Here is a 21,559-nt window from a genome sequence, read left to right as displayed (position 1 = left end):
AACGGCCACGCCGGCTCGACCCAGCCCTGACAATGGCCGCGTGAGCGGTGCGCGGTGGACCTCCCAGGACCTGGTGAGGTCCGCGCTCCCCGCCGGCCTCCTGCTCCTCGCGCTGGCGGGCCTGGTGCTGAACCTCGCCGGCGGCTCGACGGTCGCCTACGACGCGACGTACGTCGTGGTGGTCTTCGGCGCCGCCCTCGTCGCGGGTCTCGGCGTCCGCGCCTCGGCGCCGGGCAGGCGGCTCGTGCCGGGGCTCGTCGGGGCGGGACTGACCGCGAACGCCGTCGCCGACCTGGTCTGGTACCTCTACGCCTGGACCGGCCCGGAGCCGGACGTGTCCTGGGCCGACGTGCCCTACTTCGCCAGCTACCTCGGGCTGGGTGCCGCCATGCTGGTGGTGCTCTGGCGGGTGCGGTCGCGGGGACGGCGCGACGCCGAGGTCCTGCTCGACACGCTCACGGTCGTCACCGTCTGCGTGATGCTGCTGTGGAACACCTCGATCGCGGCGATCGCCCACGACCAGTCCCTCGACGCCGGCGAACGGCTGGTGCTCGCGGCGTACCCCGTCTGCGACGCGGTCCTGCTGGGCCTGGTGATCCGCGCGCTCGCCACGCGGACGACGCGGGACCGGATCGGGCTGGAGTTCGCCGTCGGCGTCAGCTGCTGGCTCCTCTCCGACCTCGGCTACCTCCTCTTCCCGCTCTCCGGCGCGACCGAGGCCTGGCTCGACCTCGGCTGGCTGGTCGGCGCGGTGCTCCTCGCCCGGTCGGCGTGCCCGCGCCCCTCCCGCCGCGGCTCCACCCGGGACGAGGCCTCGGCCGGCGACCACGCGCGCACCCGGATGGCGGTCGCGATCGTGCCGCTGCTGGCGCCCATCGGTGTCCTCGTCGTCGACGACCTGCTCGGCCGCGACTCCGACGTCCTCGTCGTCGCGGCCGCCGCGGCGGTCCTGGCGGCCGTCGCCGTCGTCCGGACGGCCCGCCAGCTGCGGTGGGAGGCCGAGGCGCTCGTCGCGGCCCGCGCCGCGTCGGAGGCCAAGTCGGCGTTCCTCGCCACGATGAGCCACGAGATCCGGACGCCCCTCAACGGCGTCATCGGGCTGACCGGCCTGCTCCTCGACACCCCGCTGACCGACCGGCAGCGGCAGTACGCCGAGGGGGCGCGCGGGGCCGGCGAGGCGCTGCGGACGATCATCGACGACATCCTGGACTTCTCGAAGGTCGAGGCCGGCAAGCTCGAGCTCGAGACCGTCGACCTGGACCTCGTCGCGGTCGTCGAGGGCGCCGCCGAGCTGGTCGCCGGCCAGGCCCGCGAGCGCGGGCTAGAGCTGCTCGCCTACTGCGCCCCGGACCTGCCCACCGCGCTGCGGGGCGACCCCGCCCGCCTGCGCCAGGTGCTGCTCAACCTCGCCTCGAACGCCGTGAAGTTCACCCACGAGGGAGAGGTGGTCGTCTCCGCGCACCTCGACGGGGACACCGACGACGGCGTGCTGGTGCGGTTCGAGGTGCGCGACACCGGGATCGGGCTCACCGACGAGCAGCGCGACCAGGTCTTCGAGCCGTTCTCCCAGGCCGACTCCTCCACGACCCGGGAGTACGGCGGCACCGGGCTCGGCCTGGCCATCTGCCGCCAGCTCGTGGGGGCGATGGGCGGCACCCTGGGCGTCACCAGCGAGCCCGGGGCCGGCAGCACGTTCTGGTTCCGGGTGCCGATGCGGCTCGCGACGGACACCCCCGCACCGGCGGCCCCGGCCCGCGGCGACCTGCTGACGGGTCGCCGCGTCCTCGTGGTCGACGACAACGCCACCAACCGGCTCGTCCTGGAGGGCCAGCTCGGCGCCTGGGGCGTGGAGGTCACCCTCGCCGCCGACGCCGACGCCGCGCTCGACCTGCTGACCGGCGGCCTGCAGCCCGCGCTCGTCCTGCTGGACCTGTGCATGCCGGAGGTGGACGGCCTCGAGCTGGCCCGGCGCATCTCCGCCCGCGGGGACGCCCCGCCGATGGTGCTGCTCACCTCCGAGCCCGCCGTCGACCTCGACGACGCCCGGGCCGCCGGGATCGGCCCGGTCCTCGCCAAGCCCCTGCACATGGCACGGCTGCGCGAGGTCGCCACCGAGGCCCTCGCCGCCCCCGCCCCGGCCGCGCCTGCCCCGGACCGCCCGCGGACCGGCAGCGGCCACCTGCTGGTGGTCGAGGACAGCGAGATCAACCAGCTCGTCGCGGTGGGCATCCTCGCCTCCCGCGGCTACACCGCCGACGTCGCCGGCGACGGCGCCGAGGCGCTCACCATGCTCGCCGCCCGGGGGTACGACGCGGTCCTGATGGACTGCCAGATGCCGGTGCTCGACGGGTACGACGCGACGACCGAGCTGCGGCGCCGCGAGGGCGACGTCCGCCGGACGCCCGTCATCGCGATGACCGCGGGGGTCTCGGGCGAGGACCGGGACCGCTGCCTCGCGGCCGGCATGGACGACTTCGTCCCCAAGCCGGTGCACCCCGACGAGCTGCACGCCGTGCTCCGCCGCTGGGTCCACGCCAGCACCTGACCCCGGGACCGACCCCGCGCCGAGCGCCCCCCACCGCTAGAGGTGGTCGTCGGCGAGCACCGGGCGCCCGAGGGGCAGCGCGAAGGCGAACGTGCTCCCCCGGCCCGGCGCGCTGGAGACCCAGATCGAGCCGCCCATCAACGTCACCAGCTGCTTGCAGATCGCCAGGCCGAGCCCGGTGCCGCCGTACCTGCGGGTGATCGAGGAGTCACCCTGGCTGAAGGACTGGAACAGCCGGGCCTGCTGCTCGTGGGTGATGCCGATCCCGGTGTCCTCGACCCGCACCAGGACCTTGACGCTCGCCGGGCGCTCCTCGGCCACCTCCATCCGGACACGGACGTCGCCGGCGCCGGTGAACTTCACCGCGTTGTCCAGCAGGTTGGTGAGCACCTGCGCGAGCCGCTCGGGGTCGCCGGTGAGCTCCCGCGGGACGGCGGGGTCCACCAGGAGCGTCAGCGTCAGGCCCTTGTCCTCCGCCTGCGGCCGGGCCAGCTCGACCACGTCCGCGGCCAGCGCCGGCAGGTCGAGGGCGACGTCGTGCACCGAGGCCCGTCCCGACTCGATCGCGCTGAAGTCGAGGATGTCGTCGACCAGTCGCAGCAGCCGCCGGCTGGAGCGCTGCACGACCTCGGCGAGGCGCTCCTGGTCGGGGTCGAGGCCGCTGTCGACGAGCAGCTCGGTGGTCGCCATGACGGCGGTCAGCGGCGTGCGGATCTCGTGGCTCACGTTGGCGAGGAACATCGACTTCGCCTCGTTGGCCTGCTCCGCGCTGCGCCGGGTGCGGGCGAGCTCGCGCTGCATCCGGTTGCGGGCGGTGATGTCCTCGGCGATGCCGTAGACCCCGACCACCTCCCCGTCGACCACGATCGGCAGGCCGGTGACGCTCACCTCGGCCGTCGAGCCGTCGGGACGCACGACCGCCGTCTCGAGCTGCCGGGTCTCCCGGGCGAGGATCGCGAGGAACGCCGTGGCGACCGTCTCGACCTCCTCCGGCAGCAGGATCCGGGCGAACTCCATGCCGATCAGCTCGTCCGCGCCGTACCCGCTGACCCGCTCGGCCGCCGGGTTGGCCTCCACGAAGCGGCCCTCGAGGTCGAGGGAGAACACCGCACTGGGGTGGTACTCGAACAGCGACCGGTAGCGCTCGCTGGTCTCGGCCGCCCGCCGCTCGGTCTCCCGCAGCCGGCGGGTGACCGCGCGCGCACGTCGAGCGCGCGAGGTGAAGTACGCCGGCAGCGCGCGACCGCCGTCCGTCACCCTCCGTGATCGACGCACACCTGAGGGTACGGCGGACGGCGGCCCCGCGGGGTCAGACGACCGCGTCCGCGACGATCCGCCCGCCGCGGACGGTGATCTGGCGGGTCTCGCTCTCGCCCCCGTCGTAGGTCAGGTCCACCAGCACGGTCCCCTCGCCCTGCGGCTCCACCCCGTCCACGGTGACCGAGCCGATGGTCGACCAGAAGCCGGAGTAGGAGTCGTAGCCGAGCTCGCGCTGGTACTGCGGCGACAGCACGTCCCAGGCGGTCTCGTAGTCACCGGGCAGGAGCGAGTAGTAGTCCTCGACGACCTGCTGCTCGTTGCCGCTGCTGACCGGCGACGTGCCGGGGCCTCCGGTGTCCTCGGGCTCCTCGGCCGACTCCTCCTCCGAGGGCGTGGTCCCCTCCGTCGGGGTCGGCGTCGGGCTCGGCGTGGGGCTCGGCGTCGCGGACTCCCGGTCCGGCGTCCGCGAGGCCTGGCCGCTCGGCCGGTCGCCGGCGGTGCCGGGATCGTCCTCCTCGTCGCCGCCGAGGAGACCGACCAGCAGCGCCGCGCCCAGCGCGAGCACGAGCACCGCGGCCGCGGCCAGCAGCGCCACGGGCCGGCGGCGACGGTCCGGCTCCGCGGCGGTCGCCGCGGACGCGACCGGGGCGACCGGGGTGGGAGCAGGCGTGGGGTCCGGCGTCGGGTCGGGGTCGACCACCGCCGGGGCGACGGCCGTGGCGGCGAGCGCCTCGGTGGGCGCATCGTCGGCGAGCGCGGTCGTGCTGCCGGCGGCGATCGCACGCAGCGCGGCGGCGGTCTCGGCCATGCTGGGCCGCGCCTCGGCGTCGGTGTTCATCATCCGCCGGATCGGGCCGGTGAGCGCCCCCGCGTGCTGCGGCACCGGCGGCTCGTGGCCGACGATGTGCATGAGCATCGCGATCGAGTTCTCCTGCGCCGGCCACGGGGGCTGGCCCTCGACGGCGGCGTACAGGCTGGCGCCGAGCGCCCAGACGTCGTCCGCGGGCGTCGGCTGGCCACCGCGCGCGAGCGCCGGGGAGAAGTACAGCGGGGTGCCCGCCACCATCCCGGTCTGGGTCAGCTGCTCCTCGCCGAGGGTGCGGGCGATGCCGAAGTCGGAGATCTTCGCGACGTCGTCGTCGGTGACCAGGATGTTGCCCGGCTTCACGTCGCGGTGCACCACGCCCCGGGCGTGCGCCGCGGCGAGGCCGTCGGCGACCTGCGCGCCCAGGTGCGCCGCCCGGCGCACGTCGAGCGGGCCGTCCTTGAGCAGCTCGGAGAGGGTCCGGGACGGGAGGTACTCCATGACCAGCCACACGTGGCCGCCGTCCTCGATCGCGTCGAAGATCGACACGACGTTGGGGTGGTTGAGCGCGGCCGACGAGCGGGCCTCGCGCAGCGCACGCGCCAGGTGGGGCGTCGACTCGCCGGGCAGGCCGCCGACCTGCTTGACCGCGACCTCGCGGCCCAGGGTGCGGTCGCGGCACAGCCAGACGGCACCCATGCCGCCACGGCCGACCTCGCGCACGACGTCGTACCGGCCGGCGATGGTCTCGGGCGGCATGGGTCCTCCTTCACCTCGCGGTCCCGTACCCCCTACCCGTGCAGGCCCCCCGCCAAGCACCAGGACCACCTCGGGACCACGTCACACCCGTTGGAGACCGGCCTCCAGCAGCGGCTCGACGGCCCGGGCGGCACTGTCGAAGCCCTCGCCGTGGGTGGCCCCGGCGCGGTAGCGGTGGTCGATCCCGGCGGCGATGACCGCCAGCTTGAAGTAGCCCAGGGCGAGGTGGCGGTCCCAGTCGACCAGCGGGACCCCGCCCGCCGCCTCGTACGCCGCGGCGAGGGCGTCGGGGGCCGGGAGCCGCTCGCTGGTCCACGCGGTCGGGAAGCCGAGCACCAGGTCGAGCGCGGCGTGGCGGTAGACGCACATCATCGCGACGTCGGCCACCGGGTCGCCGATCGTCGAGAGCTCCCAGTCCACCACCGCCTCGACCTGCGGCCCGCCGTCCTCGGGCGACCGCAGGGAGAGCAGCGTGTTGTCGATGCGGTAGTCGCCGTGGACGACGCCGGTCGAGCGCTGCTCGAACCCGGCCGCCGCGAGCCGGCCGCCCAGCTCGGTCGCCAGCGGCGACAGGGCGGGGTCGCCGACGATGTCCCACTGGCCGCTCCAACGGCGCACCTGCCGTGCGGCGTACCCGTCGGGGCGGCCGAAGCCCTCCAGCCCGGCCGCGACGTGGTCGACCGCGTGCAGCCCGGCGAGGGTCTCCACGAGACGCGCGACGGTCGCCTCCAGCGCGACGTCGTCGAGGTCGTCGAGGTCGGTGCGCGACTGCACCGTCCGTCCCGGCACGAACGCCGCGACCGCGAACGGCAGCCCGATGGCGGCCTCGTCCTCGCACAGCACCACCGGCGGCGCGACGGGCACGCCGGCCGAGGCGAGCGCACTGGTCACCCGGAACTCCCGGGCGACGTCGTGCGCCGAGGGGGTGCGCCCGGACCGCGGCGGCATCCGCAGCACCCACGCGGAGGCTCCGTCGTCGAGGCGGTACGTCAGGTTCGACCGGCCGCCGGCGATCAGGCGCGCGGTCAGCGGCCCCTCGAGCTGCGCGCCGGCCGCCAGCATCCGCTCGCCGACCGCGGCGAGCTCGTCCGGCGACAGCTCCGGCGAGGAGGCGGCCGGCTCCCCGCTCACGACCCTTCCTTCTCGATCCGGCGCACCGCGCGCTTGGCGATCGACCAGCGGTGCACCTCCGAGGGGCCGTCGTAGATCCGGAAAGGCCGGATCTCGCGGGCGATCCGCGCCACCGGCAGCTCGGTGGACACGCCCAGCCCGCCGCACATCTGGGTCGCGCGGTCGACGACGCGGTGCAGCGCCTCGCCGGCGAACGTCTTCGCGATCGAGGTGCTCGCCGAGGCCCGCTCCCCCGCGTCGAGCTCCTCGCAGGCCGCCTTCAGCAGCGCACGGGTCGCCGCGAGGTCGATCTCGTTGTCGGCGACCATCTGCTGGATCATCCCGAGGTCGGCCAGCCGCGACCCGAACGCCTGGCGCCCGGCCACGTGCCGCACGGCGACCTCGTGGGCCCGGCGGGCGGCGCCGGTCCAGCGCATCACGTGGGTCATCCGCGCGGGCCCGAGGCGCACCTGGGCGTACCGGAAGCCCTCGTCGACCCCGCCGAGCACCTCCGAGTCCGGGACGAAGGCGTCGGTGAAGGTGACCTCGCAGTGACCGCCGACCATCGACCGGTCCACGGTGCCGACGTGGCGGACGACGTCGAGGCCCTCGGTGGAGGCCGGCATGAGGAACATCGTCGCCCCGCCCGAGCCGGCCGACCCGGCGCCGCCGGGCTCGCCGCTGGTGCGGGCCATCGTGATGAAGAACGACGCGCCGTCGGCGCCGGTGATGAACCACTTGCGGCCGTTGACCACCCACCCGCCGTCCACCTTGGTCGCGCGGGTCAGCAGCGCCGAGGGGTCGCTCCCCGCGCCCGGGGCGGGCTCGGTCATCGCGAACGCCGAGCGCACCTCGCCGCGCGCGAGCGGGGCCAGGTACGTCGCCCGCTGGGCGTCGGTCGCCACGTGGTCGAGCAGGTGCACGTTGCCCTCGTCGGGCGCGGCGATGCCGGTCGCCAGCGGCCCGAACAGGGAGTAGCCGGCCTCCTCGAAAGCCGCCGAGCGGGCCACCATCCCGAGCCCGTGGCCGCCGAGGTCCACCGGCGCGTGCGGCGCGAACACCCCCGCGGCCCGTGCCAGCTCCTGCAGGCGCACCCGCAGCCCGTCGCCGCCCGCGGCCTCGACGTCGCCGTCGTGCTCGTCGTCCACCGGCAGCACGTGCTCGCGGACGAACGCCCGCGTCCGGGCCACCAGGTCGTTCCTCTGGTCACTCATCGTTGCCTCCTCGGGCGGGCGCGCAGTCGGCCGACCGATCGCTCGCTCGGTCAGTCTCGCAGCGGTCGACCCGGCCCGTCAACGCCGGAGGGGACGGTCAGGCGCCGACGAGCCCCCGTGCCAGCACCAGGTGCCGGTGGACCAGCTCGTCCGCCGCGAGCGGGCCTTCCTCGCGGTACCAGGACGCCACGCCCACGCAGAGCGTCGCCACCGCCCGCGCCGCGTCCAGCGGGTACGGCGTACCGAAGACCCCCGCCTCGGCCCCGCCGACGACGATGCGGTCCAGCATCCGCTGCTGCTCGTCGCGGCGCTCCACGTAGCGAGCCCGGTTCTCGGGCAGCAGGCTGCGGATCTCGCTCGAGCCCACGAACGCCTGCCGCCGACGGAACATGTGGAAGCGCAGGAGCGACTCGACCAGCGCGTCGAACTGGCCGGAGGGGTCCTCGGGTGCCGAGGCGAGCGCCGCGGCGCTGCGCTCGAGCAGCTCGTCCATCACCGCCATCATCAGCGCGAGCAGGATCTCCTGCTTGGACCGGTAGTGGTGGTAGACGCCCGGCACCGAGAGCCCCGCGTCGGCGGCGAGGTGGCGGATGCTCGTCCCGTGGTAGCCCTGCTCGGCGAACCGCTGGAGCGCGGCGTCCAGCACCCGCGGCAGGGCCGGCGCGTCGTAGGTGCGCCAGTCCGCCACTCCCGGAGCCGTCATGCCCCCACTCTAGGGAGGCCGGTGCCGACGGCTCCGGCTCGGCTCACCCGGGCAGGTGGGCCGTCGCCAGCGCCGGCCAGTGGTCCGAGCGGCCCAGCGCGAGCGGGAGGAAGGCGTCGGGGTCCATCGGGCCGAGCGGCACGCAGGTGGCCTTCATGCCGGTCTCCACGTAGACCGCGTCACGCAGCTCGAGCACCTCGAGGTCGTCGAGCGGGTCGTGGACGGTGCCGGTCAGCCGCAGGACGGCCGGGCCCTTGCGGACGAGGGTCGTGCGCTGGGCGAACTCGGCCATCATCAGGGTCGGCGGCCCGGCGAGCGCGTCGCCGCCCGGGCAGAGCTCGTACTTGACGTTGAAGTTGCGTCCCACGACCTCGGTGGGTCCGCGGTCCGGCCCGAGGTCGGCCTCGATCTCCACGAGCCGGGTGCCGTGGCGCTCCAGGGCGCCGGTCATGTGACCGTCGTTGCGCCAGAGCGTCGAGGTGCCGATCTTCTTCGGCTCGCCGTAGAGGTCGCGTCCGAAGAGCAGCGGCACGTCGTCGTCCATCCACATCGTCAGCACGTAGTCACCGGCGACGCCGCGGTGGCTGGCGCTGACGTAGACCGCGGACGCCGCGAAGTCGCCGACGCAGCTGCTGCGCCACCGGCTGACCTGCACGGTCACCCGCGGCTCGGCGCCCGGGTCGAGCTCGGCGGGGAGGATGTCGCGGACGACGTCGGGGCGGGTCAGGAAGTCGACGCTCAGCGACTCCCCGCCGACGAACTCGACGTCGGCGAGGGTCGCGCGGACGGCGGCGAGCTCCTCGGGGGTACGGCGGTAGCCCATGGGGGCCTCCTTCTTCGGGGACGGGTGGACGAACGGGCGCGTGGGCGGGGCGGGCGGGCGCCGGCGCTCAGGGACGGGCGACCACGCGCCCGAGGGGCAGGGTGAAGTCGGTGAGCGCGGTGAAGGCGTCGAGCACGCGCAGCGGCGCGAACACGTGCCACGGGTCGGCGGCGCTGCCCGCGCCGAGCTCGACCGCGCCCCGCCCGCGCCACAGCTCCGGCCGCCCGTCGGCGCCGCGGTGCGACCGGGCGCGCACGTCCACGGCGACGAGCTCGTCGACCACCGGGCCGCGGCCCGGCTCGGAGGCCGGCAGCAGGCGGTGGCTCAGCGTGGGCAGCAGCTCCGCGGTCCGGAGCGAGACCAGCTCCTCGGGGCCGAGCAGCCGCTCGGGCAGCACCGACAGGGTCATCAGGCGCACGCCGCGCGGTCGCTCGACCGTCATCACCAGCTGCTCGGTGCCGGGCCCGCCGCCGTCGCGGCCGGACCAGGTGATCGCGGCCAGCTTCTTGCCGTACCCCCACAGCTCCCGGCCCGCCGCCATCGGCGCCTCGGCGTCGGTGACGATCACCGGCTGGTACCAGAAGCGCTCGTCGCCGACCCGGACGCGGACGACGAGGTAGGCCTCGAGGTAGGGACCGAACGTCGAGGTCGGGTAGTGGCACGCCCAGGCCGCGCAGACCGCCGGGTCGCTGTCCGGCACGACGCCGGCCGGGAGGTACGCCGCGAGCGGGCCGGGGTCGGACTCGTAGACCACCCAGGTCTGCCGGGCGGCGCGGAACTCGTAGGGCGGCGGTGGGTAGAGCGGCGCGGCCACCGGCATGGAGACCGGCATGGAGACAGGCTCGGAGACAGGCATGACGACCGGCGGCAGTGCGGGCGCGGTCACGCCGGCCCGTCCGGTGACCAGAGCGGCTCGGAGGTGTCGAAGCCGGCCGGCTCGCCCCACCGGTTGCGGTAGGTGACCTCGTGCGCCGGCCGTCGCGGGGCGACGCCCCAGCGGCCGAGCGGGTAGCCCATCGCGACGGTCGCCGCGAGCGTCCACCCCCGGTCCGGCGGCACGCCGAGCACCGCCTTGGTGGTGTCGGGGCGGAAGACGTCCAGCACGTTGGTCATCGCGCTGCCGACGCCCTGCGCGCGGGCGGCGAGCATCGCGGACCAGACCGCCGGGTAGGTCGAGCTGCCGTCGCGGTCGCCACGGGAGAAGGCGAAGAAGAGCAGCGGCACGTCCTCGAAGTGGTCGGCGAGGTGCTGGACGCTGGCCTGCAGGCGCCGGAACCGCACCGATGCCGCGGCCTCCGGCTCGGCCTCGGCCGCCGCCACCTGGCCGGCGTAGTGGCCGCGCCACAGCAGCGCGACCGCCTCCCGGTAGGGCCCGGAGAGCCGGGCGAGCACCTCCCTCTCGTCGACGAGGAGGAACCGCCAGGCCTGGGTGTCGCCGCCGCTGGGGGCCCGGACCGCGGCGTCCATGATCCTGGCCTGCACGTCGACCGGCACGGGATCGGGCCGCATCCGCCGCATCGCCCGGGTCGTGTAGAGCGCCTCCCACACGCCGACGTCAGGCACGACGCTCATGCCGCGGTCCACCCGCCGTCGACGACCATGTTCGAGCCGGTCATGAAGCCGGAGGCGTCGGAGGCGAGGAACAGCGCCGCCGACACGATCTCCTCGGGGACGCCGAACCGGCCGAGCGGGATCTTGGAGAGCAGGTGGCCCCGCCACTTCCGGTGGCCGCGCAGCGCCTCGGTCATGTCGGTCTCGAAGTAGCCGGGCGACAGCGTGTTGACGCGTACGCCGCGCTCGGCCCACTCCAGTGCGAGCGTGCGGGTGAGCGCGTCGATCGCACCCTTGCTGGCGGAGTACGCCGCCATCCGCTCCATGCCGACCTGGCCGTGGATGCTGGAGATGTTGACGACCGCTCCCCCGCCGCCGTCGAGCATCAGCTTCCCGGCCTCGCGGGCGCACAGGAACGACCCGGTCACGTTGACCTCGAGGACGTGGCGCCACTCCTCGTCGTCGACCAGCTCGGCGCGCTTGAAGATCGGGCTCACGCCGGCGGAGTTCACCAGGGCGTCGAGGCCGCCCCAGCTCTCCCGGACGGCCTCCACCGCCGCGCTGACCGCGGCGCTGTCGGAGACCGAGCCGACCAGCACCAGCGGCTTGCCGCCGAGCTCCTCGATCTCGTCGGCCACCTGCTGGACCGTGTCGGCCGACCGGGCCGTGAGCGCGACCCGGGCGCCGGCGGCGGCGAAGCCGAGCGCCATCGCCCGGCCGAGTCCCCGGCTGGCGCCGGTGACCCAGACGCGGTGGTCGGTGAGGTCGAAGGCCACCGAGGAGCGCGGCGGGCCCGGGACGGCGGTGGGGGTGGTGGGGACGGTCATCGGATCTCCTAGCGGCAGGTGCGGGCGGGAGCCGCGGCAGCGTGCCGGTTCAGGCGCGGGGGGCGGGTGGGGGCCGCCGGCGGCGGAGGCCGCCCGGCTGGCCGGGGCGGGGTCAGGCGCGCGGCACGATCGCCGCCTTGACGACGTGGTCCTCCGGCCGGGGTGCGTCCAGCGCACGGCCGGCCTGCTCCAGCGGGTAGCGGTGGGTGACCAGGTCGCCGAGCACGACGCGGCCGGCGACGATCAGGTCCACGGCGGTGGCGAAGTCGGCGTCGACGTACCCGAAGGACCCGGTGAGCCGGTGGGCGCCGACCGGCCACGGGACGGGGGCGTCGTCCAGCCCGACGAGCACCACGGGGGCGGTCGGCGCGAGCAGGGGCAGGGCCGCGGTGACCGCGGCCGGGACGCCGGAGGCGTCGAGCAGTGCGTCGTGGGGCGCGCCCTCGGTGGGCTCGCCGGGCACCGAGACCGTCGCCCCGAGCCGCTCGGCCGCCTCGCGGCGGTGCTCGACGGGCTCGACGACGTGGACGGTGATCCCCTGGGCGATCGCCGCGGCCGCGACGGTCAGTCCGACGGCGCCGGCGCCGGTGACGAGCACCCGCTCGTTCGCGGTGCCCCCGGCGAGGCGCACGGCGTGGAGCGCGACGGCGAGCGGCTCGGCCCAGAGCAGGTCGAAGGGGTCGGTGCCGGCCGGCACGGGTACCACGTCGCGGCCGACCTCGACGTCCGGGAGGTGCAGCTGCTGGGCGAACGCGCCCTGGGCGCCGTAGCCGAGGGAGCGCCCGGCGGTGGCGCCGCACAGGTGGGTGTCCCCGTCGCGGCAGTAGGCGCACCGGCCGCACGAGCGCATGGGGCGCACGGCCACGCGGGTGCCCGGCTCGAGGCCCGACAGCGCCTCCCCGGCGACGGCGACGGTGGCGGAGAGCTCGTGGCCCATCACCTGGCCCGGCTCGACGTAGTGCCCGTGGGCGTAGGAGGCCAGGTCGGACCCGCAGACGCCGCACGCCTCCACGTCGAGCAGCACGTCGGTGGGCCCGACGGGCGGCTGCTCGAGCGGTTCGGTGCGCACGTCCTGCGGGGCGTGCAGGACGACTCCCAGCGGGTGGGGCATCTCAGTGCATCTCCTGTCCACCGGTGACGTTGAGCGCCTCGCCGGTGACGAACGACGCGCCGTCGGAGGCGAGGTAGAGCGCCGCGGCGGCGACGTCCTCGGGCGTCCCGAACCGGCGGGCCGGGATCTGCCGGGCCAGCCGGCGGCGGTAGTCCTCCTCGGTGCGGCCGGCCGCGCCGGAGAACGTCTCGTAGACGCCGCCCCGGACCGCCAGCAGCGGGGTGTCGATGGTGCCCGGGCAGATCGCGTTGACGGTGACGCCGTGCTCGCCGAGCTCCGCGGCCATCGACTGGGTCAGCCCGATGACGGCGAACTTCGCGGCGGAGTACGCCGCGAGCAGCGGCTGGCCGGTCTTCCCGGCCTGGGAGGCGATGGTGATGATGCGTCCGCTGCCCTGCGGCACCATCCGCCGGGCTGCCTCGCGGGCGCAGAGGAAGGCTCCGGTCGCCATCACCTCGAGGTTGACCCGCCAGTCCGCGAGCGAGAGCTCGGTGACCGGGGACAGGCCGATGGCGAGCCCGGCGCAGTTGACCAGCACGTCGACCCGCCCGTGCTCGGCGACCGCGGCGTCGAAGAGCGCGCGGACCTGCTCCTCGCTCGTCACGTCGCACGGCTGGGCGGTCACCGGTCCCAGCGCGGACAGCTCGGCGGCGGCCGTCGCCAGGTGGTCGGGCGGCGCCACCTCGTAGTCGGGGTGGCTGGCCAGCGGCGCCCCCACGTCGGAGAGCACCAGGGTGTCCCCCTGCCGGAGGAACGACTCCGCGATGGCCCGTCCCATGCCGCCGGCGCGGGCGCCGCCGGCGACGACGACGACGCGGGGCCGCTGCTGGCTCATCGGCGCCTCATCACCAGGAAGCTGGCGGCGAAGACGGCGAGCAGCAGGATGATGCCGCGGACGGCGTACTGCCAGAACGTCTCGACGCCCATGATCGACAGCCCGTTGTTGATGACGCCGATGAGGAGCACGCCGATGACCGTGCCGAGGATGTGGAACCGGCCGGGCCGCAGCGTCGACGCCCCGATGAACGCGGCGGCGAAGGAGTCGAGGAGGTAGGTGTCCCCGACGCCCTGCGGGCGGCCGACGCCGAGGTTCGCGGCCACGATCATGCCGCCGAGCGCAGCGCAGGCCGCGGAGATCCCCAGCGCCAGGAGGGCGTAGCGGCGGACCGGGATGCCCGAGAGGCGCGCGGTCTCGGCGTTGCCGCCGATGGCGTACATGTGGCGCCCGAGCTGGGTCTGCTCGAGGAAGACGTAGAGGACCACGGCCACCACGGCGAGGAAGACGACCGGCGCCGGGACCGGCCCGATCTCGCCCTGGCCCATGACGAGGAACCCGTCGGGGATGCCGGAGAGGATGGTCTGGGAGTCCGAGACGCCCAGCACGACGCCGGTCAGGATCGAGCCGACGGCGAGGGTGACGATGAACGCCGACACGCCGCCGTACGCCACGACCACGCCGTTGAAGGCGCCGATCACCAGCGCCAGCGCCATGACCGCGACCACCGCGAGGACCGGGCTGCCGATCGTCCCCTCGGAGAGCCACTTGCAGGCGAGGAACCCGCCCAGGGTGGCCATGCCGGCCAGGCTGAGGTCGAAGAGGCCCTGGACCAGCGCGACGGTGAGGCCGAGCGCGATGATGCCGAGGATCGAGACCTGGTTGAGGATGTTGAAGAAGTTCTGGCTGGTCGCGAAGACGTCGGGCTTCAGCAGGCTGAAGATCGCGATGCACGCCACCAGGCTGGCGATGGTTCCGTAGCGGCTGACGACGTCGATGAGCTTGTCGCTCGTCGTCGTCTCCCGCCGGGGGCCGGTCGCGCGGGGCGACTCGGCCACTGCTGCTGAGCTAGACACTCTTCCTCCCGAAGGACAGTCGCATGATCGAGTTGACGGTGATGTCGTCGCCGGCGAGCTCGCCGACGACCGCTCCGTCGTGGAGCACGAGGACCCGGTCGCAGACGCGGACGAACTCCTCGAGCTCGGTGGAGGTGAAGACCACCGCCGCGCCGCCGTCGGCGAGGCTGCGGGCCAGGCCGTAGATCTCGGCCTTGGTGTGGACGTCCACCGCGGCGGTGGGCGAGTCGAGCAGGTAGACCTTGGCCCGCCGCAGCAGCCACCGGCCGATGACGACCTTCTGCTGGTTGCCGCCCGAGAGCGTGCGGACCTCGGTCTCGAGCCCGCCGCTCTTCAGGCTGAGCTGGGCCATGACCTCCGCGACCTCGCTGCGCTCCCGGCCCCGGCGCATGATGCGCAGGACGGGGTCGGTGCGGTACGACGCCGTGGACGCCAGCGTGGCGTTCTCCCGGACCGACAGCTCGCTGACCAGCCCCTGCGCGAGGCGGTCCCGCGGCACGAGCGCCATCCCCGCCGCGACCGCCTGCTGCGGGCTGCGGATCCGGCGCACCGTGCCCTCGACGAGGACGTCGCCCTGGGAGCGGCGGATGCCGTACAACGACTCCACGACCTCCCCGGCGCCCTCCCCGGGCAGGCTGGCGATGCCGACGACCTCGCCCGCGCGTGCCTGGAGGTCGACGCCACGCAGCACGTCCCCGCGCAGGTCGCGCACCTCCAGGACCACCTCGCGCGGTGGTGCGGTCGCGGTGAACGCCTCGTGGGCGATCGCCTTCTCCGCTCCGACGAGCTGGTCGACGAGACGGTCGTGGTCGAGCTCGGCGGCCGGCCACGTGCCGACCAGGCCGCCGTCGCGCATGACGGTGATCCGGTCGCAGACCTTGAAGACCTCGTTGAGCCGGTGGGTGACGAAGACGAACCCGATCCCCTCCTCGGCCAGCCGGCGCATCTGGGCGAAGAGGGTGTCGACCTCCGCGGGCTGCAGCGACGTCGTCGGCTCGTCGAGGATGATGACGCGCGCGTTGCTCGCCAGCGCCTTGGCCACCGCGACCATCGCCTGCTGGTGCGGCCCGAGGCTGTTGACCTCCCGGTGCGGGTCGAGGTCGGGCAGGCCCACCCGGTCCAGCAGCTCGCGGGTGCGCCGGTGGGCCCGGCGCCAGTCGACGAGGACGCCGGCGCGGCGGCCGAGTCCCTCGACCATCAGGACGTTCTCGGTGACCGAGAGCTCCGGCACGAGGTTGCCGTGCTGGTGCACCACCGAGACCCCGAGGGCCTGGGCCCGCTGCGGGCTCCGCACGTCGACCTCGGCGCCGTCGATCTCGACGGTCCCCGACGTCAGCTGGATGGCCCCGGCCAGGGCCTTGATGAGGGTGGACTTGCCCGCACCGTTCTCGCCGAGGAGGGCGTGCACCTCACCGGCGTCGAGGGAGAAGTCCATGTGGTCGAGCGCCCGCGTGCCCGGGTAGTCCTTGACCGCGTCGCGGACCGTCAGGAGCGGGCCGGGGCGGGCGGCGGGGTCCCGCCCCGGCTCGTGCTGTGTCGTCACGTCAGGTGCCTGTCGCCTGTGGTGGATGGGTCGGCCGGCTCAGATGTCGCCGGGGAAGAAGGCGCAGTTCTCCCAGTCGGGCTCCTCGCCCTCGGCCGGCACCGTCTCCTCGTTGACGAGGCACGGCTTCATGTAGACGACCTTGCTGGGCAGCGTGCCGCCGCCGACGATCGTCTCGATGGTCTCGACCGCCTTGGCGCCCATGAGCGGGAAGGGGTTCGCCGGCTCCATCTTGTACGGCGAGCCCTCCCGGATCAGGTCCCAGGCGAAGGAGTTGCCGTCGAAGCCGACCGCGAAGACCTTGTCCTCCAGCCCGGCCTCCTTGATCGCGCGCACGGCTGGCGGGGCCAGCTCGTCCCAGCCCAGCCAGATCGCGTCGATGTCCTTGTCCGACTGCAGCAGGTTGGTCAGCTGGGCGTAGGTGTCGTCGACCTGGCCCGGCACCTTGACCTCGATCTCCCGGACCACCTCGATGTCGGGGTTCTCGCTCATGACGGCGTTGAAGCCGGCGTCCCGATCGCGCAGGGCCTGGAGCACGGTCCAGTTCAGCTTCACGACGCGGCCCTTGCCCTCGAGGCGGTTGGCCATCTCGGCGGTCATCAGCGCGCTGTTGATGAACTCGTTGGTGCCGATCTCGGCGTCCACGCCCTCGACGAAGCCGCCGTAGATCGAGACGAACGGGATGCCCGCCGCGTCGGCCTCCTTCATCACGCCGGTCATCTGGGCGTTGGGCGAGGAGTTGTTGACGATGACGTCGACGCCGCGGCTGATCAGGTCGCTGGCGGCGTTGTTCGTGGCGGCCTGGTCCCCCTGACCGTCGAAGACCTCGACCGACCAGCCCTTCTCCTCGGCGGCCTCGACGAACTGGTCCTTGATGCCGTTGATGCTCGGGGAGTTGAGGTTGACCGCGACGAAGCCGACGGAGAGGTCCTCGACCGGGCCCCCGGCCTCGCCGCTGCTCCCGCTGTCGCCGTCGCTGTTGCCGGTGTTGTTGCTGCTCGGCTCGTCGTCGCTGTCCATGGAACAGCCGACGAGCGAGAGGGAGACCGCGAGGGCGGCCGCCGTCAGGCGGAGGGTGCGCTTCATTCCGTGCTCCTTCAGGGCAAGGTGGAACTGGGTCCAGGAGGTGGTGGTGTGGGTGGGGCGCCGGGCGGTCATGCGTCGGCGCCGCGGAGCTGGGACTTCACGACCTTGCCGCCGGGGTTGCGCGGCAGCTCGTCGCGGATCTCGACCGCCGCGGGCACCTTGAAGTGGGCGAGGTGGTCGCGGCAGAAGGAACGGAGCTCGTCGGGTGTGAGGTCCGATCCCGGCTTGGCGACGACGTGGGCCACCACGCGTTCGCCGTACTGCTCGTCCGGGACGCCGACGACGGCGGCGTCGAGGACTCCCGGGTGCTGGTGGAGGACGTTCTCGACCTCGAAGCTGAAGACGGACTCCCCGCCCCGCTTGATGACGTCCTTGAGCCGGTCTCGCAGGACCACGAAGCCGTCCTCGAGCACCGCTGCGTCGCCGGTGGAGATCCAGCCGTCCTCGTCGGTGAGCGGCGTCGGGCCGTCGGCGCCCCAGTAGCCGAGGGCGACCTGGCCGCCGCGGACGACGATCTCGCCGATCTCGTCGGGTCCGGCGTCCTCGTCGGTGCCCGGCCGGCGCAGCCGCAGCTCGGTGAGCGGCAGTGGCCGGCCGACGCTGTGCGGCATCCGCACGGCGTCCTCCCCGCCGACGTAGGTGATCATCGAGCAGGTCTCGGTCATCCCGAAGCCGTTGCCGAGGGTCGCCAGCGGCATGGCCGCGCGCATCCGCTGCAGCAGGGCGGTCGGCATCGGCGCGCCCCCGAAGAGGGCCAGCCGGAGGCCGGCCAGCGCGTCGTCGTCCCGCTCGGCGGCGCGCTCGAGCAGCCGCCACCACATCGTGGGGGCACCCACGGTGGAGGTGCAGGCGTGGTCGCGGGCCGCGTCGAGGGCCCGGCCGGCCTCGAAGCCGTCGAGGAGGTACGCCGTGGCGCCGAGCAGGACCACCGGGACCGTCTGGGAGCAGAGACCGGTGATGTTGAACTGCGGGACCATCACCAGCTCGACGTCCTCAGGGCGCCGCCCGATCACGGTCGTGCAGGTGACGGCGTTCTGGAGCGCGTTGCCGTGGCTGATGACCACGCCCTTGGGCCGACCGGTGGTGCCGGAGGTGTACATCACCGCCGCGGGCGCGTCCGTGCCGGGCGTGGCGGCGGGGAGGTCCCCGGCCGGCCGGCCCGCCAGGAAGCGGCCGTCGCCGTCGGTGCTCTCGACCCGCACCTCACCGGTCCCGGCGGCCGCGACCGCCCGCGCCGCGGCGTCCTCCAGGCCGTCGCCGACCAGGAGCAGGCGCGCCCCGCTGTCCTGCAGCAGCGCGGCGAGGTCCGTCGGCGTCAGCCGGTGGTTGAGCGGGACGGCGATCGCGCCGGCGGTCCACGTCGCCAGCACGGCGACCGTGAACGGCAGCCCGTTGCCGGCCAGGACGGCCACCCGGTCCCCCTCGTCGACCCCGGCGCCGCGCATCCGGCGGGCCAGGCCGTCGGTCTCCGCGCCGACCTCCGCCCAGGTGGCGGCTCCCCCGGGCACCAGGAACGCAGGGTGGTCGCCGCGCGCGGCGACCGTCCGTCGCAGCATGTCCACCAGGTCGGCCGGCAGCGGCACGTCGTAGTGGCGGATCCCGCGGGCGTCGGTGCGGGTCGCGACCGGCGGCGTGCTCACTCGGTCTGCCCCGTCGCCGCGAACAGCTCCCAGTAGCTGTCCCGCAGGGTCCGCTTGAGGACCTTGCCCGAGGCGTTGCGGGGCAGCTCGTCGACGTACACGACCGCCGAGGGCTTCTTGTACGACGCGAGGTCGGCGCGCAGGAACTCCAGGACCTCCTCGGCGGGCGGACGCTCCTCGTCCTTGGACACCACCACCGCGACCGGCGTCTCCACCCACCGCGGGTGCGGCACGCCGACGACGGCGACCTCCCGTACGGCGGGGTGCCGCTCGACCGCGCGCTCGACCTCGGCGGGGTAGATGTTCTCGCCGCCGCTGATGATCATGTCCTTGACCCGGTCGACCACGTAGATGAAGCCCTCGTCGTCCTGCCGGACGAGGTCCCCACTGTGGAACCACCCGCCGCGGAACGCATCGGCCGTCGCCTCGGGCAGCTTGTAGTAGCCCTTCATCACCGTCGGGCCGCGGTAGACGATCTCGCCGACCTCGCCGCGGGCGACGTCGCGGCCCACCTCGTCGACGATGCGGACCTCGACGTTGACGGCCGGCAGCCCGACCGAGCCCATCTTGCGCACGGCGTCGTCGGCCTTGAGGAAGCAGGTGTTGGACGACATCTCGGTCTGCCCGAAGGCGTTGACGATGCCGACGGTGGGGAACGTCGCGACGAGCAGCTCGAGCGTGCTCGGCGGCGCCTGCGAGGCGCCCCACAGCGCGCGGCGCAGGTTGGAGGTGTCGATCTCGCGCGCCCGGGGCAGCTCGCAGATCTGCTGCCACTGGGTGGGCACGAAGTAGCACATCGACGGCCGGTGCCGCTCGAGGAGCCGCAGCGACTCCTCCGGGTCGAACCCGGTGGAGGGGGTGATGATGCAGGTGCCCGCCAGGTAGATGAACGGCAGCAGGCCGTTGACGCCGCCGATGTGGAAGAGCGGCAGGCCCGAGAGCCAGCTGTCCCCGGGGCGGGCCTCCATCTCGAGGATCCAGTTGACGGTGTTGCTGAGCAGGTTCTGGTGGGTCAGCATCGCGCCCTTGGGGCGGCCGGTCGTGCCGGAGGTGTACATGAGGAACGCGAGGTCCTCCTCGGCCACGTCGACGTCCGGCGCAGCGGCCGACCCGCTCGCGAGCAGCTCCTCGTAGGACTCCGCGCGCCCCTCCGGTGCACCGGTCGTCGCGACCAGCCGGACGGCGTCCAGGCCGGCGGTCGACTCCAGCGCGAGCGCGGTGAGCTCGCCGTCGGTGAGCAGCGCGACGGCGTCGGAGTCCTCGAGGACGTAGGCCAGCTCGCTGGGCGCCAGGCGGAAGTTCACCGGCACCGGGCAGGCGCCGAGCTTCTGGCAGGCGAAGAAGGACTCGACGACCTCGAGCCGGTTGTACATCAGCACCGCGACCTTGTCGCCGTGGCCGACGCCCCGGTCGGCCAGGGCGTTCGCGAGCCGGTTGGTCCGCTCGTCGAGCTCGGCGAAGGTCAGCGAGGCGTCCTCGAAGACGACCGCCGTCCGCGCCGGCGCCCGACGGGCGTTGCGCGCCAGGATCTCGCCGAGGACGAGCCGGCGGCTGCGGGAGAGCCCGCTGTCGTGGTGCGTGGTGTGCATGCGCTGTTCCTCAGGTGTGCAGGCGGTCCGGGAGAGGTTCGGGGTGCGGAGGGGGTCGGGCACGGGGTCGGGCACCGGGTCGGGCCGGCGGGAGACCGGCCCGACCCGGGCGGCGGCTCAGAAGACCGCGACGGGGTTCGCCGGGGAGCCGGACGCGTTGGTGACGTTCAGCGGCGGCGCGGAGAGGAAGAACTCGTAGCGGCCGAGCTCGGCACAGGTCGCGGCGAGGTCCTCGAGCCACCACACCTCGCCGAGGGTGAGGCCGAGGTCGCGGATCAGGCGCGCGTGGAGCGGGTAGACGTGCTCGAACGGCTCCTCGTGCGGCTCGACCTCGACCGCGATGTTGTCCATCGCGAGGGACGCGACGTCCTTCTCGGCCAGCCAGTCCACGACGGCCCGCGTGATGCCCGGAGCACCGACCTTCCAGTACTCCATCTTGTCCTCGAGCTGGTAGTACCACGGCACGTGCCCGGTGCGGATGACGAGCATGTCGCCCTCGCCGATCGTCACGCCCTGGGCCTCGGCGCACGCGTCGAGGTCGTCGGGCGTGATGCCGTACTGCGGCTGCAGCCGGTCGAGGCCCTTGTGCTTGGGCAGGTCGAGCAGGACGCCACGGCCGACGAGGGTGTCCTTCATCTGGTGGATCGAGCCGCGCCGGGCGCCGGCGTAGGACTCGACGTTGCCGATCCAGAAGCCGTTGAACATCGTGTCCTTGTAGAAGAAGTGGGAGAGGCCGTCCCACTGGGTGCTGCCCTGCAGCGGCATGAAGATGTAGTCGTCGGTGCCCTGGAAGTTGGGGTAGTCCTGCCCGGCCTTGGTGCCGGCGACGAAGTCGGAGCCGGTGTAGCCGTAGAGGTGCACGACGCCGGTCCGCGTGGGGTGGACGGGGCCGGTGCTGTCCAGCGGGATCGCGCAGCTGACGACCTTCCCGGTCTCGATGAGCCGGGCTGCCGCGGCCACCCGCTCGGGGGTGAGCAGGTTCGCGGTGCCCTTCTCGTCGAGGTCGCCCCAGCGCCCCCAGTTGTTCGGGGTCCGGTCGTTGACGTAGCCGATGACCTTGCCGTTGGCGTCGACGGAGAAGACCGGCGGGGTCCACTCGTCCGACCACTTGCCATCTGCGGTGCGGCCCATGTGTTTCCTCC

The 21,559-nt window shown here is 74.0% G+C and carries 18 protein-coding genes; 1 reads left to right on the top strand and 17 read right to left on the bottom strand.

What is annotated here, in order from left to right; genetic code table 11:
• The first annotated feature begins 40 nt into the window (after nt 1-40).
• Nucleotides 41-2,545: a response regulator gene (locus tag AB0N29_RS01110; protein WP_364863403.1), complete on the top strand. Its 2,505-nt coding sequence runs from the start codon at nt 41-43 to the stop codon at nt 2,543-2,545.
• Nucleotides 2,546-2,581: 36 nt separating this feature from the next.
• Here AB0N29_RS01110 and AB0N29_RS01105 read toward each other — a convergent pair whose 3' ends face one another.
• The 17 genes from AB0N29_RS01105 to AB0N29_RS01025 all read right to left on the bottom strand — a co-directional run bounded on the left by AB0N29_RS01105 (nt 2,582) and on the right by AB0N29_RS01025 (nt 21,548).
• On the bottom strand, nt 2,582-3,802 hold the full coding sequence (locus AB0N29_RS01105; RefSeq protein ID WP_364863401.1) for an ATP-binding protein: 1,221 nt from the start codon (nt 3,800-3,802) through the stop codon (nt 2,582-2,584).
• A 52-nt stretch (nt 3,803-3,854) separates the two neighbouring features.
• The gene (locus tag AB0N29_RS01100) at nt 3,855-5,369 is read right to left on the bottom strand and encodes a serine/threonine-protein kinase (RefSeq protein WP_364863399.1); all 1,515 of its coding nucleotides are present in this window, start codon (nt 5,367-5,369) and stop codon (nt 3,855-3,857) included.
• Between the two features lie 81 nt (nt 5,370-5,450).
• A complete protein-coding gene (locus AB0N29_RS01095; RefSeq protein WP_364863397.1) occupies nt 5,451-6,500 on the bottom strand; it encodes a phosphotransferase family protein in 1,050 nt (349 codons plus the stop codon).
• Nucleotides 6,497-7,693, bottom strand: a complete 1,197-nt coding sequence (locus tag AB0N29_RS01090) for an acyl-CoA dehydrogenase family protein (RefSeq protein WP_364863395.1) — start codon at nt 7,691-7,693, stop codon at nt 6,497-6,499. Before AB0N29_RS01090 ends, AB0N29_RS01095 begins: the two co-directional genes overlap by 4 nt.
• Nucleotides 7,694-7,790: 97 nt before the next feature.
• Nucleotides 7,791-8,396 carry a TetR/AcrR family transcriptional regulator gene (locus AB0N29_RS01085; protein WP_302270006.1) on the bottom strand — a complete coding sequence of 202 codons (606 nt, stop codon included), beginning with the start codon at nt 8,394-8,396 and terminating at the stop codon, nt 7,791-7,793.
• A 43-nt stretch (nt 8,397-8,439) separates the two neighbouring features.
• A complete protein-coding gene (locus AB0N29_RS01080) occupies nt 8,440-9,219 on the bottom strand; it encodes an acetoacetate decarboxylase family protein (protein WP_364863393.1) in 780 nt (259 codons plus the stop codon).
• Nucleotides 9,220-9,286: 67 nt separating this feature from the next.
• A complete protein-coding gene (locus AB0N29_RS01075) occupies nt 9,287-10,105 on the bottom strand; it encodes an acetoacetate decarboxylase family protein (RefSeq protein WP_364863391.1) in 819 nt (272 codons plus the stop codon).
• The gene (locus AB0N29_RS01070) at nt 10,102-10,791 is read right to left on the bottom strand and encodes a nitroreductase family protein (RefSeq protein WP_364863389.1); all 690 of its coding nucleotides are present in this window, start codon (nt 10,789-10,791) and stop codon (nt 10,102-10,104) included. Before AB0N29_RS01070 ends, AB0N29_RS01075 begins: the two co-directional genes overlap by 4 nt.
• Nucleotides 10,788-11,597 (bottom strand): glucose 1-dehydrogenase, encoded by an 810-nt coding sequence (locus AB0N29_RS01065; RefSeq protein WP_364863387.1) that lies wholly within the window; start codon nt 11,595-11,597, stop codon nt 10,788-10,790. Before AB0N29_RS01065 ends, AB0N29_RS01070 begins: the two co-directional genes overlap by 4 nt.
• Before the next feature lie 112 nt (nt 11,598-11,709).
• Entirely contained in the window at nt 11,710-12,708 is a 999-nt protein-coding gene (locus AB0N29_RS01060; protein WP_364863385.1) for an alcohol dehydrogenase catalytic domain-containing protein, read from the bottom strand.
• Between the two features lies 1 nt (nt 12,709).
• Nucleotides 12,710-13,543 carry an SDR family NAD(P)-dependent oxidoreductase gene (locus AB0N29_RS01055; RefSeq protein WP_302269999.1) on the bottom strand — a complete coding sequence of 278 codons (834 nt, stop codon included), beginning with the start codon at nt 13,541-13,543 and terminating at the stop codon, nt 12,710-12,712.
• Nucleotides 13,540-14,541 (bottom strand): ABC transporter permease, encoded by a 1,002-nt coding sequence (locus tag AB0N29_RS01050; protein WP_302269997.1) that lies wholly within the window; start codon nt 14,539-14,541, stop codon nt 13,540-13,542. The genes AB0N29_RS01055 and AB0N29_RS01050 overlap by 4 nt, the downstream gene beginning before the upstream one ends.
• Before the next feature lie 10 nt (nt 14,542-14,551).
• The gene (locus tag AB0N29_RS01045) at nt 14,552-16,102 is read right to left on the bottom strand and encodes a sugar ABC transporter ATP-binding protein (protein WP_364863382.1); all 1,551 of its coding nucleotides are present in this window, start codon (nt 16,100-16,102) and stop codon (nt 14,552-14,554) included.
• A gap of 39 nt (nt 16,103-16,141) precedes the next feature.
• Nucleotides 16,142-17,188: a sugar ABC transporter substrate-binding protein gene (locus AB0N29_RS01040; RefSeq protein ID WP_302269994.1), complete on the bottom strand. Its 1,047-nt coding sequence runs from the start codon at nt 17,186-17,188 to the stop codon at nt 16,142-16,144.
• Between the two features lie 68 nt (nt 17,189-17,256).
• Nucleotides 17,257-18,828 (bottom strand): class I adenylate-forming enzyme family protein, encoded by a 1,572-nt coding sequence (locus AB0N29_RS01035; protein ID WP_364863380.1) that lies wholly within the window; start codon nt 18,826-18,828, stop codon nt 17,257-17,259.
• Nucleotides 18,825-20,417: a long-chain fatty acid--CoA ligase gene (locus AB0N29_RS01030; protein ID WP_302269991.1), complete on the bottom strand. Its 1,593-nt coding sequence runs from the start codon at nt 20,415-20,417 to the stop codon at nt 18,825-18,827. Before AB0N29_RS01030 ends, AB0N29_RS01035 begins: the two co-directional genes overlap by 4 nt.
• 117 nt (nt 20,418-20,534) lie before the next feature.
• Entirely contained in the window at nt 20,535-21,548 is a 1,014-nt protein-coding gene (locus AB0N29_RS01025; RefSeq protein WP_302269990.1) for a cyclase family protein, read from the bottom strand.
• Nucleotides 21,549-21,559: the final 11 nt, after the last annotated feature.

The sequence above is a fragment of the Nocardioides sp. NPDC092400 genome (genome assembly GCF_040684155.1).
Taxonomy (GTDB): Bacteria; Actinomycetota; Actinomycetes; order Propionibacteriales; family Nocardioidaceae; genus Nocardioides.
Note: the sequence above shows the minus strand (reverse complement) of the source record. Positions and strands in the feature narration are given on the sequence as shown.